Below are 13,652 nucleotides of genomic sequence, written 5' to 3'. Positions count from 1 at the left end.
ATCTGTGTTTTATGTTTCACCAGTTAGGGGGATTAACTATTAATCAGTCAATTATAGGATAAGGGGAAAGTCAATTTTGATGGCGTACAAGTGAGAGCTGCTATGAAGAAAACCTGTCGTATTGCCGCTATTCCCGGAGATGGCATTGGTAAAGAAGTCCTGCCTGAAGGCATTCATGTGTTACAAGCTGCCGCCGAACGCTGGGACCTGTCGCTTAGCGTTGAACAAATGGAATGGGCCAGTTGCGAGTACTATACGCATCACGGCAAGATGATGCCGGATGACTGGCATGAGCAGTTGAAATCCTTCGATGCTATTTACTTTGGTGCCGTCGGGTGGCCAGACACTGTACCGGATCACATCTCACTATGGGGCTCGTTACTCAAGTTTCGTCGTGAGTTCGATCAATACGTCAATCTGCGTCCGGTACGCCTGTTTCCTGGTGTTCCTTGCCCATTGGCGGGTAAGAAACCCGGCGACATTGATTTCTACGTTGTGCGTGAAAACACCGAAGGCGAGTATTCATCACTGGGTGGGCGCGTAAGCGAGGGTACCGAACATGAAGTGGTCATTCAGGAGTCGGTCTTCACCCGTCGCGGCGTGGATCGTATATTGCGTTACGCTTTCGAGCTGGCGCAAAACCGCCCACGTAAAACCCTGACCTCGGCGACCAAATCCAATGGCCTGGCTATCAGCATGCCTTACTGGGATGAGCGCGTTGAAGCTATGGCGGCTCACTATCCCGAGATCCGTTGGGATAAACAGCATATCGACATTCTGTGCGCCCGCTTTGTGATGCAGCCGGAGCGTTTTGACGTAGTGGTCGCCTCTAACCTGTTTGGCGACATCCTGTCCGATTTGGGGCCTGCCTGCACTGGCACGATTGGCATTGCACCTTCGGCAAACTTAAATCCGGAACGAACCTTCCCATCGTTGTTCGAACCGGTCCACGGTTCGGCCCCGGATATCTACGGCAAGAATATTGCTAACCCAATTGCCACCATCTGGGCTGGTGCGATGATGCTGGATTTCCTTGGCAACGGCGATGCGAATTATCAGGCGGCCCACGATGGCATTCTGGCAGCGATTGAACAGGTTATTGCCAACGGCCCTAAAACGCCGGATATGAAAGGCAATGCCACCACTCAACAGGTAGGTGAAGCCATTCGCCAGGCACTGTGTCGCTAACGCGAGTCCGATTAAAAACGGGAGCACCAGCTCCCGTTTTTAGGTTTTCTACTGTGGGTATTCCTGCAGCAGCGCGTTGAGTCGTTCTGCCATCAGTTCGCCACGCCAACCGGAAATCAGCTCCGGCAGACATGCCTGCGGCTTTAATTTCCAGTGCCAGTTGAGCAGCTGGTTGATTTGACGACGCGAAGCAAGGAGTTCCACGCTAAGATTCTGCTCCGCACTCACTTCGGCCACCAGGGCTTTAATGGCTTTGAACGCCTTGCGATAACCCGGCATATCCATCAGATTCAGCAACGGTTGCGGCAAGGCTTCTTCCGGCATTGCCTGCGCTTTCTCGACCAGTGAAATCAGCGTCTTACCATGGAAGCGAATTTCACTCCCTGAGAGACCCAGGCTATCCAGTTCCCCCAGACTTCCCGGCATATAGCGGGCAACCGCCCACAGATGTTCTTCGCGCACCACGAAGTTTACCGCCAGATCACGTTCACGCGCTTTGCGCAACCGCCAGTCGGCCAGTAGTTGCAAACAGGCGAGCTGACGGGTACGCAATTGCCAGGCATTGGTAATTTCTCGCCACGCATCTTCGGGCGCCAGAATTTCCTGACGACGCTGTTGCATCAAACGACATTCGTCCAGCGCAGCGGGCAACCAGCCGGACGCATCGGTTTCTGCCATCAGCTTTGTGGTGATCGGTAATAAATACCAGACATCTGCCGCCGCATATTCGCACTGCCGCTCGGTCAGCGGTCTGGCCAGCCAGTCGGTACGTGATTCACTTTTATCCAGCACCACCCCGGTGAACTCTTCCACCATCGCAGCAAAGCCCCACGACAGCGGGCGCCCACAAAAGGCGGCCAGAATCTGTGTATCGATAAGTGGTTGCGGGAGTTCACCAAACGTGTTGAGAAACACTTCCAGGTCTTCACTGCCGGCATGCAGGAATTTGGTAATGGCGGTATCACGCAAAATATCGCGCAGCGGCGACCAGTCGGTGATCTCTAGCGGGTCAATCAGAGCAACGTGTTTGCCATCAAACAGCTGGATCAGCCCCAACTGCGGGTAGTAGGTACGCGTGCGAACAAATTCTGTATCCAGGGCTATCGCCGGAAATTCACGGACGGCTTCGCACAGCGTGGCTAACGCGTCGTCCGTAGTGATCATTTGATAATTCAAATCGTGCTCTCTTAGGTTTGCGCCAAAAAAAACGCCGGATTATCCGGCGCTTTCTGCTGGCTGTCTTAACGCTCAGCCTTTATTGTCCACTTTGCCGCGAGCTTCGTCACGTAATTCTCGTCGCAAAATTTTACCGACGTTAGATTTCGGCAATTCATCACGGAATTCCACCAGTTTCGGAACTTTGTAGCCTGTCAGATGACGACGGCAAAAAGTAACCAGCGCTTCATCGGTTAACGATGCATCCTTTTTCACCACAAAGATTTTTACCGCCTCACCGCTGCTGCCCGACGGTACGCCGACAGCAGCCACTTCCTGAACGCCAGGATGCTGCATGACTACGTCTTCAATTTCGTTCGGATAAACGTTAAAACCCGACACCAGGATCATATCTTTCTTACGATCGACAATACGCAGGAAGCCTTCGTCGTCCATTACTGCAATATCGCCGGTGTGTAGCCAGCCGTCTTTGACGATTTCATCAGTGGCGTCTGGTCGCTGCCAGTACCCCAGCATCACCTGCGGACCTTTCACGCACAGTTCGCCCGGTTCTCCCGGTGGCACTTCGTTGTCGTCATCATCCACCAGTTTGACCTCGGTGGAAGGAACCGGTAACCCGATGCTGCCACTATGGTAGTCGATATCGTGCGGGTTGACACTCACCAGCGGAGCGCACTCCGTCAGGCCATAGCCTTCCAGCAGGTACTGACCCGTCAGCTTCACCCAACGTTCCGCTACCGCCTGTTGAACCGGCATCCCGCCGCCTGCGGAAAGGTGCAGTGACGAGAAGTCCAGTTGCTGGAACTCCTTGTTATTCAGCAACGCGTTAAACAACGTATTGACGCCGGTCATCGCGGTAAACGGGTATTTTGCCAGCTCTTTCACCAGCCCCGGAATATCACGCGGGTTAGTGATCAGCAGGTTTTGTCCGCCCAGTTCAATAAACAGCAGGCAGTTCATGGTGAGCGCGAAAATGTGATACAGCGGTAACGCCGTCACCACCAGCTCTTTACCCGGATGCAGCAACGGTCCGTAAGTGGCATTAACCTGCTCCAGGTTAGCCAGCATGTTGCGGTGCGTGAGCATCGCGCCTTTCGCCACGCCGGTGGTACCACCGGTATACTGCAGGAAAGCCAAATCTTCAGACACAACTTCCGGCTTCACATACTGCATGCGGTAGCCGTTTTGCAGCGCACTGCGAAATGAGATGGCATCCGGCAGATGATATTTCGGCACCAGACGCTTGATATATTTCACGACGAAGTTAACCAGCGTCCCTTTCGCGGTCGACAACTGATCGCCCATACGCGTGAGGATCACGTGTTGAACCGAGGTCTTATCGACCACTTTCTCCAGCGTGTGAGCAAAGTTAGAGACGATGACGATCGCCGACGCACCGCTATCGTTGAGCTGATGCTCCAGCTCGCGAGGCGTGTACAGCGGGTTAACGTTCACCACAATCATGCCAGCACGTAAAATCCCAAACAGTGCAACGGGATATTGCAGCAGATTCGGCATCATCAGCGCGACGCGATCGCCCTTTTTCAGTCCAAGTCCTTGTTGCAAATAAGCCGCAAATGCCCGACTGCGCTCTTCGAGTTTGCGGAAGGTCATCACCTCCCCCATGTTCATAAAGGCAGGCTGATCGGCATAGCGCCTTACTGAATGTTCGAAGAGTTCCACCAGGGATTGATAACGGTCAGGATTGATCTCCGCGGGAACACCTGCGGGATAACGGTTAAGCCAAACCTTTTTCAATACATCACCTCTAAAATGCGTATTCGTCGTCATCACAACCCCAGGCAATAAACAAACTGTTAACATAATATTAACTCAGCGTACCAGTTTGTTTATTACACAACGACAAGGTTGCGAAGCACGTCACTATTTATTTTTCTTATATCCACGTTAATGCAGAAACAGCGGACGAGCCGCTGTTTCTTTTACTAATAAAACAAAGAGTTACTCAGTTACTATGGTCTGAACCTGTGCCGGGCCGGGATTGTACCATCCCCATCCACCGTAGCCACCGTAAGGCCAGCCACGCGCACCGTAGAACCACGGGTCAATTGGCTGTGGCGGCATCACAATTTGCTGAGTAATATGCCAGCGTTTATAGCCAGTTACCTGCATCAGCATGAATTTATACGGGGTATTGCCGATTTTTCCGTCCACTGTACCGCTAATCGAACCGACGACAGTGACCAGTTGACCACGAAAATCTACCGGATCGAGGAAACCGTTAACATCGGCATAAATTCGCCCGCGTGACGCTTCGCCCAGAATCGGTCGTGCCCCACTATCGAGCGGCATGGTGGCGATCTCCAGTCGGGATTTCCCCTGCTGGTTTTGAATATTCACCACTTTGCCGCCGAAACGGGCTTCCTGTCCGACATACAGCTGCGGCGCATTCATCACCCGCACCAGATCCTGCTGCGGCGTAGGACTCGAACCTTTAATCGCGTCCGGGATGGTGACGCAGCCGCTTAGCATTAACGCTAATGCGCCTGCCAACACACCTTTCAATAACTGCTTTTGCACCGCCATATTACGACTCCCTTTTCTTAGCTTCTGCCCCGGCCTGTTCACAATGCTGTGCACCGACGTCGATAAAAATTAACCGGGGATGTACTACTAAGATTCATTCTTTACCGGGAAGTTTCTTCCACGCCACGGTGTTACGTAAATAAACCGGTTCCGCGTGTTCGACCGCTACGGTCTTACCCGCAGCCAGCATTTGCGTGGCGACAGGCAGCATATCTTCAGCCGCAGGAAGCAACACGTCACCATCGCTGAGCGTCAGACCGCTGTCTTTACCCAGTTCAGGCCAGGCAGGCCAGCCCGTTCCGACCGTTACCCACTCGCCAGACAACTGCAGTAAACGCTCATGCACCTGCTCAGGGGTTAACACCGCTTCGGTCTCTTCACCGTGCCAGTTACCGTTCTCATCACGCTGGTATTCGGCCCAGTAGACTTCGCCCATTCGCGCGTCGATCGCGGCCAGTACGCGGGTAGCGCCCGACTTACGCCAGGCTCCCTGCGCCATTGTCGCCAGAGTGGAAACGCCAATCATCGGTAAATTCGCACCTAACGCCAGCCCCTGAGCAATGCCAATCCCAATACGGACACCGGTGAAACTGCCGGGACCGCGACCAAACGCCAGGGCGTCGATGTCGGTTAACGTGAGATCGCCGGCGGCCAGGATTTCCTCGACCATCGGTAAAATTCGTTGGGTGTGTTCTCGTGGGCAAAGCTCGAAATGAGCCTTGATAGTACCGTCATTCCACAGGGCAACAGAGCACGCCTCTGTGGCGGTATCGATAGCCAGAATTCGCATGGGTGTTTGTGATCAGATCAATAAATTTGGCGCGCATCTTACCACACTCCGTAACAAATTACTCAGCCGATGGTATAGCAAGAAAGCGAACAGCACGCGCAATATCACGCGTGCGTGGCGCAGGCGGAAGGCTTGCCAGGAAGGTCGCGCCATAAGGGCGCATCACCAGACGGTTATCACAAATCACCAGCACACCGCGGTCGTCAGCATCACGGATCAGTCGCCCTACCCCCTGTTTCAGGGTGATGACCGCATCCGGGAGCTGTACCTCTTCGAAAGGATCGCCGCCGCGCAGTCGGCAGTCTTCCATCCGCGCTTTTAACAGCGGATCGTCCGGGGAGGTAAACGGCAACTTATCGATAATCACCAGCGACAGCGTATCGCCACGCACGTCTACCCCTTCCCAGAAGCTGCTGGTGGCAACCAGTAGCGCATTACCTGCGCTGACAAACTGCTGCAGCAGTTGCCCTTTACTGGTTTCGCCCTGCAGCAGAACGGGAAGCGTCATGGTGGCGCGGAATTGTTCCGCCAGATCGCGCATCATCGCGTGCGAGGTACACAGCATAAAGCAGCGACCGTTGTTCGCTTCGATAATGGGACGTAGCATCGATGCCAGCTGACGCGCAGCACCCGGCTGGTTGGTTTGCGGCAGATTGCGTGGTACGCACAGCAGTGCCTGACGCGTGTAATCAAAAGGACTCGGCAGCAGCATCGACTCGGCATCGTCAATCCCCAGCCGCGCGGTGAAATGGTGGAGGTCATCGTTTACCGACAGCGTCGCGGAGGTAAAAATCCAGCAGCCCGGCTTTTGCGCCATCACTTCTTTGAATTTATCCGCCACCGTGAGCGGCGTCAGCGCAAGGGTGAAATGACGGGAGGTACATTCATACCAGTAGCTGAAGCCTGGCTGGTTGATCTCTTTCAGACGCTTCAGGCGCGCACGGTAAAGTGTGGCGCGTTCAAACGCGGCATCCAGCAACGCCGAACGCCCAAGAGACAGCTTCGCCACGTCATAACACAACTCAAGTGTGTCATCGAGCAGCAAAAACGCGCGCTGCACGCGCTGGTCGGCCAGCAGTTCACGCAGGTTTCCGCGATAGCCCGGCTCGCCTAGCTGTAAGCGAAAGTCCTGCGCGCTTTGCGCCAGGCGGTCGGCGCATTTTTGCAGTTGCTGGGTGTCTTTCAGCTCGGTGCGATAAGCAATGGTGATGTCTTTTGCCAGATCCAGCAGTTGGCGGCTGGAGAGCGATTGACCAAAGTATTGACTGGCGATATCCGGTAACTGGTGTGCTTCATCGAAGATCATCACATCTGCCTCGGGGATTAATTCACCAAATCCACTCTCTTTCACCACCATATCGGCGAGAAACAGATGATGGTTGACCACCACTACATCGGCATCCATTGCTTTTTTACGGGCTTTGACGACAAAGCACTCTTTATACAGCGGACAGTCGCTGCCAAGGCAATTATCGTTTGTGCTGGTCACCAGCGGCCAGGCCTGAGAGTCTTCCGCCACGCTGACGCAGGTGCTGATGTCGCCATCAAGGGTTTGATTTGACCACGAGCGTAGCAGAATGACGTCGCTTAAGGTTTGTACCGGCAGGTCGCCCCCCGCCAACGCCTGCTGTTCGAGGCGTTCCAGACACAGGTAGTTGGAGCGCCCTTTTAGCAACGCCAGCTTACCGGTGAATTCCAGCGCTTTCGCCACGGTGGGTAAATCGCGGCTGTATAGCTGATCCTGTAATGCCTTCGAGCCCGTGGAGACAATGACCTTCTTACCAGCGCGCAGCGCAGGGGCAAGATAGGCGTAGGTTTTACCCGTTCCGGTTCCGGCTTCGACAACCAGCGGCTGTGATTTTTCGATAGCATGACTGACGGCGAAGGCCATCTGCCGCTGTGGTTCACGCGGTTTAAAACCTGGTATCGCTTTAGCCAACTGACCGTCTGCTGCAAAATCGTCCGTCACACTGCCCCCTGTTCATTTGAACAGGGATTATGTCAGGCCAGCGGGTCTTTCGCCAGTTGAAGAGGTGACGTGGGCACAACATTATGGCAGTCTTGGCGCAACCCAAAGCCATTATGAAAAAACGTAAATGAGGAATGATTTATGACGATTGTGCGCATTGATGCCGAAGCGCGTTGGTCCGACGTGGTTATCCACAACAACACGCTGTATTACACCGGCGTGCCGGAAAATCTGGATGCAGACGCTTTTGAGCAAACGGCAAATACGCTGGCGCAAATTGATGCGGTGCTGGAAAAACAAGGCAGCGACAAGTCACGTATCCTTGATGCCACCCTGTTCCTGGCAGACAAAAGTGATTTTGCCGCCATGAACAAAGCCTGGGACGCGTGGGTTGTTGCGGGTCACGCGCCAGTACGTTGTACCGTTCAGGCAGGGTTGATGAACCCGAAATACAAAGTTGAGATTAAGATTATCGCTGCAGTTTAAGCGGCGTTATTCGTCTTCATCTTCAAAACGCGCCACGATCCGCTCGCCGGTATGACTGGCGCGTAACTCTTCAGCAACAAGAGCAATGGCTTGTCCGCTGCTCATCCCCTGCGACATCAGCTCCTGAATACGCTCTACCGCTTTTTGCTGCTGCTCATGACTGAGTGAAGGTAAACCTGCAAACATTGTTAACTCCTGCTAAATTGTCTGCGCTAATTATTTCATGCTACCGGGCAGTTAGCCAGTAGAGTAGCAACGAGTCAGGACTGATGAAGACGTTATCTCCCGCAGTAATCACATTCCCCTGGCGTCAGGACGCCGCTGAACGCTATTTTTCGACATTAAGCCATCTGCCCTGGGCGATGCTGCTGCATTCGGGTCAAGCCGACCATCCGCATAACCGCTTTGATATTCTGGTGGCGGATCCCGTCACCACGCTTGTTACGCGAGCTACAGAGACCGTAGTGCAGGACGGGCACACAACCACGTGCTCGCTTGATGATCCCATGACGGTATTACATTCCGCACTAACCGCACACAAGATTCACCCCGAATATCATCCCGACCTGCCGTTTCAGGGCGGGGCGTTAGGTCTGTTCGGCTACGATCTTGGCCGACGCTTTGAATCTCTGCCCTCTCGTGCCGAACCCGATATTGCGCTACCGGATATGGCGGTAGGCATTTACGACTGGGCGCTGATTGTCGATCACCAGTTGCAGAGCGTGTCCCTGCTCAGCCATACCGATGTCGAAGCGCGGCTGAAATGGCTCGACGCGCAACAAGCGCCCACCAGCGAGCCATTTGCATTGACCACGGCGTGGCAGTCCAATATGAGCCGTGCCCAGTATGGCGAAAAATTCCGCCAGGTGCAGGGGTATCTGCACAGTGGCGACTGTTACCAGGTCAACCTTGCCCAACGTTTTCAGGCGCATTACCAGGGCGATGAGTGGCAGGCATTTGTCACACTCAATCACGCCAACCGCGCCCCGTTTAGCGCGTTTATTCGTCTTGAGGAAGGTGCAATCCTCAGCCTTTCGCCAGAACGTTTTATTCTGCTGGAGAATCAGCACATCCAGACGCGTCCGATTAAAGGTACGCTGCCCAGGCTTGAAGATACCACCGCCGATCGTGAGCAGGCCCAACGGCTGGCAAATTCAGCGAAAGATCGCGCGGAAAATCTGATGATCGTCGATTTGATGCGTAATGATATTGGTCGCGTTGCCACACCGGGTTCGGTACAGGTTCCGGAGCTGTTTGTGGTCGAACCGTTCCCTGCTGTTCATCATTTGGTCAGCACCATTACCGCCCGCTTGTCAGAGTCATTGCATGCCACCGACCTGCTGCGCGCCGCCTTCCCTGGCGGCTCCATCACCGGCGCGCCCAAAGTGCGGGCGATGGAAATTATCGACCAACTGGAGCCGCAAAGACGCAACGCCTGGTGCGGTAGCATTGGTTATCTGAGCTTTTGCGGCAATATGGATACCAGCATCACCATTCGCACGCTGACAGCCACAAACGGACAAATTTATTGCTCCGCAGGCGGTGGTATTGTGGCAGACAGTCAGGAAGACGCGGAGTATCAGGAAACGTTTGATAAAGTGAATCGTATTTTGCACCAACTGGAGAACTGACACGTGGAATACAGCAGCCTGACGCTTGATGACTTTTTATCGCGCTTCCAACTCCTGCGCCCGCAGGTCAATCATGCCGCGTTAAACCAGCGCCAGGCCGCCGTACTGATCCCTGTCGTACGCCGTGCGCAGCCGGGATTGCTGTTAACCCAGCGATCCGTTCATCTGCGCAAGCACGCCGGGCAGGTCGCCTTTCCCGGCGGCGCGGTGGACAGCAGCGATGCATCATTGATTGCCGCCGCCCTTCGTGAAGCACAGGAAGAAGTGGCGATCCCACCTTCTTGCGTTGAGGTGATTGGCGTGCTGCCGCCGGTCGACAGCGTTACCGGATTCCAGGTCACGCCAGTGGTAGGTATTATCCCGCCAAATTTACCGTATCGCGCCAGTGAGGATGAAGTGTCTGCGGTGTTCGAAATGCCGCTGGCGCAGGCCCTGCATTTAGGTCGCTATCATCCGTTGGATATCTACCGTCGCGGCGATTCACATCGTGTATGGCTTTCCTGGTATGAGCAATATTTCGTCTGGGGAATGACTGCCGGAATAATTCGTGAGCTGGCTCTGCAAATTGGCGTCAAGCCCTGACTATACTTATCTTTACGCACTCCATAGACAACTTGAAACTCAGGTCACAACATTAGTAAAACCGCGGTTATCTATTAGTTTAATTCATGTGAATAGTTAAGCCGATCGCCGCGTTCCCTCTTACACTATGCGCAGTTATAACATCGTTACTGGAAACCCCAGTCGCCCTGTAGGAGTATTATCGTGATTAGTCTATTCGACATGTTTAAGGTGGGGATTGGTCCCTCATCTTCCCATACCGTAGGGCCTATGAAGGCGGGTAAACAGTTCGTCGATGACCTGGTCGAAAAAGGATTACTGGACAACGTTACTCGTGTCGCCGTCGACGTGTATGGTTCACTGTCGCTCACGGGTAAAGGTCACCACACCGATATCGCCATTATTATGGGTCTGGCGGGCAATGAGCCTGCTACCGTGGATATTGACAGCATCCCCGGATTTATCCGCGACGTAGAAACGCGTGGGCGCCTGCTGCTTGCTCAGGGGCAGCACGAAGTGGATTTCCCGCAGAATGACGGGATGCGTTTTCACAACGGCAACCTGCCGCTGCATGAAAACGGGATGCAGATTCATGCGTACAACGGCGAAACCGTCATTTACAGTAAGACGTACTATTCCATTGGCGGTGGATTCATCGTTGATGAAGAACATTTTGGTCAGGATGCTGCGGGCGAGGTCAGCGTGCCTTATCCGTTCAAGTCCGCGACCGAAATGCTGGAATACTGCAACAGCACCGGCCTGTCTCTCTCTGGCATGGCGATGCAGAACGAACTCGCGCTGCACAGTAAAAAAGAGATTGAAGAGTACTTTGGCCACGTCTGGCAGACCATGCAGGCTTGTATCGATCGCGGCATGAACACCGAAGGTGTGCTGCCGGGGCCGCTGCGCGTTCCTCGTCGTGCTTCCGCCCTGCGTCGTATGCTGGTTTCCAGCGACAAGCTCTCCAACGATCCGATGAACGTGATCGACTGGGTGAATATGTTCGCGCTGGCGGTTAACGAAGAAAACGCCGCAGGTGGTCGCGTAGTAACAGCACCCACTAACGGTGCCTGCGGGATCGTGCCTGCCGTTCTGGCTTACTACGATCACTTTATTGAATCTGTCAGCCCGGATATCTACACCCGTTATTTCCTGGCGGCGGGGGCAATTGGCGCGTTGTACAAGATGAACGCCTCTATCTCTGGCGCCGAAGTAGGCTGTCAGGGTGAAGTCGGTGTGGCATGTTCCATGGCTGCTGCAGGTCTGGCTGAGCTCCTGGGCGCCAGCCCGGAACAAGTTTGTGTGGCTGCCGAGATCGGTATGGAGCATAACCTCGGCTTAACCTGCGACCCGGTTGCCGGACAGGTACAGGTTCCGTGCATCGAACGTAACGCCATTGCTTCCGTGAAGGCGATTAACGCCGCACGTATGGCGATGCGCCGTACCAGCGCGCCGCGAGTCTCGCTGGATAAAGTCATCGAAACCATGTACGAAACAGGCAAAGATATGAACGCCAAATACCGCGAAACATCACGCGGTGGCCTGGCAATCAAAGTCCAGTGTGACTAATACTTAATTTTCGCCCATCTGCGACGGATGGGCGAATTTACCCCTTCTCGCTCGTCTACTGTAATTTTCCCCACTACACTTGCTCTGTTGCTGTTGGCTTCTGGGACCAACGGCTTATCAGGCGGCCCGCATGCAAACAGCACAACGGATCATTCAAAACTATCGCCGTAATCGCTTAATCGTCTGCACAATATGTGCACTACTGACGCTCATTCTCACATTAACGGTTCGATTTATTTCGGAGCGTAATATAAATCATCGTTACACCGTCACCTTTGCTAATCATGCCGTTGAGGCACTGGATGATGTGCTGCTCCCACTGCAGGTCGGGCGCGATATACTGCTCCCATTGATTGGTCTTCCCTGCTCTGTGGCGCGTTTACCTTTGAGCAAGCATGCTGCCAAGCTACAAACAGTGCGCTCTATCAGTCTGATTCAGGGGGGGATTCTTTATTGCTCCAGTATCTTTGGCTATCGCAATGTGCCTATCAGCCAAATTCAGCCTGAATTACCGAGCCGGGAGGCGCAACTGCTGTTGTCCACCGACCATTCACTGATTAAAGGTAGTCCCATTCTGACGCAGTGGTATCCGGCCTCCGCGGATGGCGAAAATGGAGTGCTGGAAATCGTCAACATTGATTTATTGTCGACCATGCTGCTGGAACCCCAGCCGCCGCAAATCACCAACGCCAGTTTAACCGTCGGTAACCGCCACCTGCTCTACGGACAAGGTGTTGTCGAGACCTTGCCTGCACTGAACGATGAAAAACGTTATCAGCTTTCATCGCAACATTTCCCCTTCACGATCAGCGTCACCGGCCCAGGCGCCAGTGAATTGGCGATAAAACATCTGCCGACACAACTGCCGCTGGCGGTGATCCTGAGCCTGTTGGTGGGATACCTTGCCTGGCTGGCAACCGCCAGCAGAATGAGTTTTTCCTGGGAGATTAATCTGGCTCTCGCGGCACACGAGTTCGAGTTGTTTTGTCAGCCACTGCTGAACGCGCAGACCCAGCAATGTATGGGTGTAGAAATTCTGTTGCGCTGGAACAACCCGCGTCAGGGCTGGATTTCGCCGGAAGTGTTTATTCCTATCGCCGAAGAGCACAACCTGATTATCCCTCTTACCCGTCATGTCATCGCAGAAACCATTCAGCAACGACACGTTTTTCCGATGAGTAGCCAGTTTCATATCGGTATCAATGTTGCAGCCAGCCATTTCCGCCACGGTACGCTGTTAAAAGATCTCAATCAGTACTGGTTCAGCCAGCATCCCATCCAGCAACTGGTTATTGAACTGACCGAACGCGATGCCTTACTGGATGTGGATTATCGGATCGTGCGCGAGTTGAATCGCCTCGGCGTTAAGCTGGCGATTGACGATTTTGGTACCGGAAACAGTTCGCTCTCCTGGCTGGAAAAATTGCGCCCGGATGTGCTGAAAATTGATAAATCATTTACTTCGGCGATCGGAACCGACGCCGTGAATTCAACCGTCACAGACATCATTATCGCGCTGGGAAAAAGGCTGAATATCGAACTGGTGGCTGAAGGCGTAGAAACGCAGGCACAGGCGCAGCATTTACGCCGTCATGGCGTACATATCTTGCAGGGTTTTTTGTATGCGAAGCCGATGCCGCTTCGTGATTTTCCCAAATGGCTGGCGGGCAGTACACCACCACCCGCCAGGCATAACGGGCACCATATCATGCCCATTATGCCGTTTCGCTAACCC

The 13,652-nt window shown here is 53.9% G+C and carries 12 protein-coding genes; 6 read left to right on the top strand and 6 right to left on the bottom strand.

Going from position 1 to position 13,652, the window contains the following annotated elements:
- The first annotated feature begins 102 nt into the window (after nt 1–102).
- The gene (locus I6L54_RS11740; RefSeq protein WP_040232334.1) at nt 103–1,188 is read left to right on the top strand and encodes a tartrate dehydrogenase; all 1,086 of its coding nucleotides are present in this window, start codon (nt 103–105) and stop codon (nt 1,186–1,188) included.
- A 48-nt stretch (nt 1,189–1,236) separates the two neighbouring features.
- Here I6L54_RS11740 and rnd read toward each other — a convergent pair whose 3' ends face one another.
- The 5 genes from rnd to yoaA form a co-directional block, all read right to left on the bottom strand.
- Nucleotides 1,237–2,352: a ribonuclease D gene (gene rnd, locus I6L54_RS11735; protein ID WP_005122195.1), complete on the bottom strand. Its 1,116-nt coding sequence runs from the start codon at nt 2,350–2,352 to the stop codon at nt 1,237–1,239.
- A gap of 84 nt (nt 2,353–2,436) precedes the next feature.
- Nucleotides 2,437–4,122 carry a long-chain-fatty-acid--CoA ligase FadD gene (gene fadD / locus I6L54_RS11730; protein WP_005122193.1) on the bottom strand — a complete coding sequence of 562 codons (1,686 nt, stop codon included), beginning with the start codon at nt 4,120–4,122 and terminating at the stop codon, nt 2,437–2,439.
- 204 nt (nt 4,123–4,326) lie between these two features.
- Entirely contained in the window at nt 4,327–4,911 is a 585-nt protein-coding gene (locus I6L54_RS11725; RefSeq protein WP_005122191.1) for a Slp family lipoprotein, read from the bottom strand.
- A 94-nt stretch (nt 4,912–5,005) separates the two neighbouring features.
- On the bottom strand, nt 5,006–5,701 hold the full coding sequence (gene tsaB, locus I6L54_RS11720; protein ID WP_040232337.1) for a tRNA (adenosine(37)-N6)-threonylcarbamoyltransferase complex dimerization subunit type 1 TsaB: 696 nt from the start codon (nt 5,699–5,701) through the stop codon (nt 5,006–5,008).
- A 58-nt stretch (nt 5,702–5,759) separates the two neighbouring features.
- A complete protein-coding gene (yoaA, locus tag I6L54_RS11715) occupies nt 5,760–7,670 on the bottom strand; it encodes a DNA repair helicase YoaA (protein WP_040232338.1) in 1,911 nt (636 codons plus the stop codon).
- Nucleotides 7,671–7,811: 141 nt separating this feature from the next.
- Here yoaA and I6L54_RS11710 point away from each other — a divergent pair, with 141 nt between their 5' ends.
- Nucleotides 7,812–8,156 carry a RidA family protein gene (locus I6L54_RS11710; RefSeq protein WP_005122186.1) on the top strand — a complete coding sequence of 115 codons (345 nt, stop codon included), beginning with the start codon at nt 7,812–7,814 and terminating at the stop codon, nt 8,154–8,156.
- 6 nt (nt 8,157–8,162) lie between these two features.
- On the opposite strand, the gene I6L54_RS11705 is transcribed toward I6L54_RS11710, so the two are convergent.
- Nucleotides 8,163–8,342 (bottom strand): YoaH family protein, encoded by a 180-nt coding sequence (locus tag I6L54_RS11705; RefSeq protein ID WP_003020986.1) that lies wholly within the window; start codon nt 8,340–8,342, stop codon nt 8,163–8,165.
- Between the two features lie 83 nt (nt 8,343–8,425).
- Between I6L54_RS11705 and pabB the strand changes: the two genes are divergently transcribed.
- The 4 genes from pabB (at nt 8,426) to I6L54_RS11685 (ending at nt 13,649) form a co-directional block, all read left to right on the top strand.
- A complete protein-coding gene (pabB, locus tag I6L54_RS11700; RefSeq protein ID WP_040232339.1) occupies nt 8,426–9,787 on the top strand; it encodes an aminodeoxychorismate synthase component 1 in 1,362 nt (453 codons plus the stop codon).
- 3 nt (nt 9,788–9,790) lie between these two features.
- Nucleotides 9,791–10,369, top strand: a complete 579-nt coding sequence (locus tag I6L54_RS11695) for a CoA pyrophosphatase (protein WP_005122183.1) — start codon at nt 9,791–9,793, stop codon at nt 10,367–10,369.
- Nucleotides 10,370–10,552: 183 nt separating this feature from the next.
- Nucleotides 10,553–11,917, top strand: coding sequence for an L-serine ammonia-lyase (sdaA, locus tag I6L54_RS11690; protein WP_040232340.1), 1,365 nt, complete (start codon nt 10,553–10,555; stop codon nt 11,915–11,917).
- Nucleotides 11,918–12,047: 130 nt separating this feature from the next.
- Nucleotides 12,048–13,649 (top strand): cyclic di-3',5'-guanosine monophosphate phosphodiesterase PdeD, encoded by a 1,602-nt coding sequence (locus tag I6L54_RS11685; RefSeq protein WP_040232341.1) that lies wholly within the window; start codon nt 12,048–12,050, stop codon nt 13,647–13,649.
- The last annotated feature ends 3 nt before the right edge of the window (nt 13,650–13,652 follow it).

Origin of the sequence: Citrobacter pasteurii (assembly GCF_019047765.1) — a bacterium.
Lineage (GTDB): Bacteria > Pseudomonadota > Gammaproteobacteria > Enterobacterales > Enterobacteriaceae > Citrobacter > Citrobacter pasteurii.
Note: the sequence above shows the minus strand (reverse complement) of the source record. Positions and strands in the feature narration are given on the sequence as shown.

What these genes read in the sequence shown, in the direction of transcription:
- I6L54_RS11740 (WP_040232334.1), top strand. Translation starts at nt 103, where the DNA reads ATGAAGAAAACCTGTCGTATTGCCGCTATTCCCGGAGATGGCATTGGT.
- rnd (WP_005122195.1), bottom strand. Translation starts at nt 2,352, where the DNA reads ATGATCACTACGGACGACGCGTTAGCCACGCTGTGCGAAGCCGTCCGT.
- I6L54_RS11725 (WP_005122191.1), bottom strand. Translation starts at nt 4,911, where the DNA reads ATGGCGGTGCAAAAGCAGTTATTGAAAGGTGTGTTGGCAGGCGCATTA.
- tsaB (WP_040232337.1), bottom strand. Translation starts at nt 5,701, where the DNA reads ATGCGAATTCTGGCTATCGATACCGCCACAGAGGCGTGCTCTGTTGCC.
- I6L54_RS11710 (WP_005122186.1), top strand. Translation starts at nt 7,812, where the DNA reads ATGACGATTGTGCGCATTGATGCCGAAGCGCGTTGGTCCGACGTGGTT.
- I6L54_RS11705 (WP_003020986.1), bottom strand. Translation starts at nt 8,342, where the DNA reads ATGTTTGCAGGTTTACCTTCACTCAGTCATGAGCAGCAGCAAAAAGCG.
- pabB (WP_040232339.1), top strand. Translation starts at nt 8,426, where the DNA reads ATGAAGACGTTATCTCCCGCAGTAATCACATTCCCCTGGCGTCAGGAC.
- I6L54_RS11685 (WP_040232341.1), top strand. Translation starts at nt 12,048, where the DNA reads ATGCAAACAGCACAACGGATCATTCAAAACTATCGCCGTAATCGCTTA.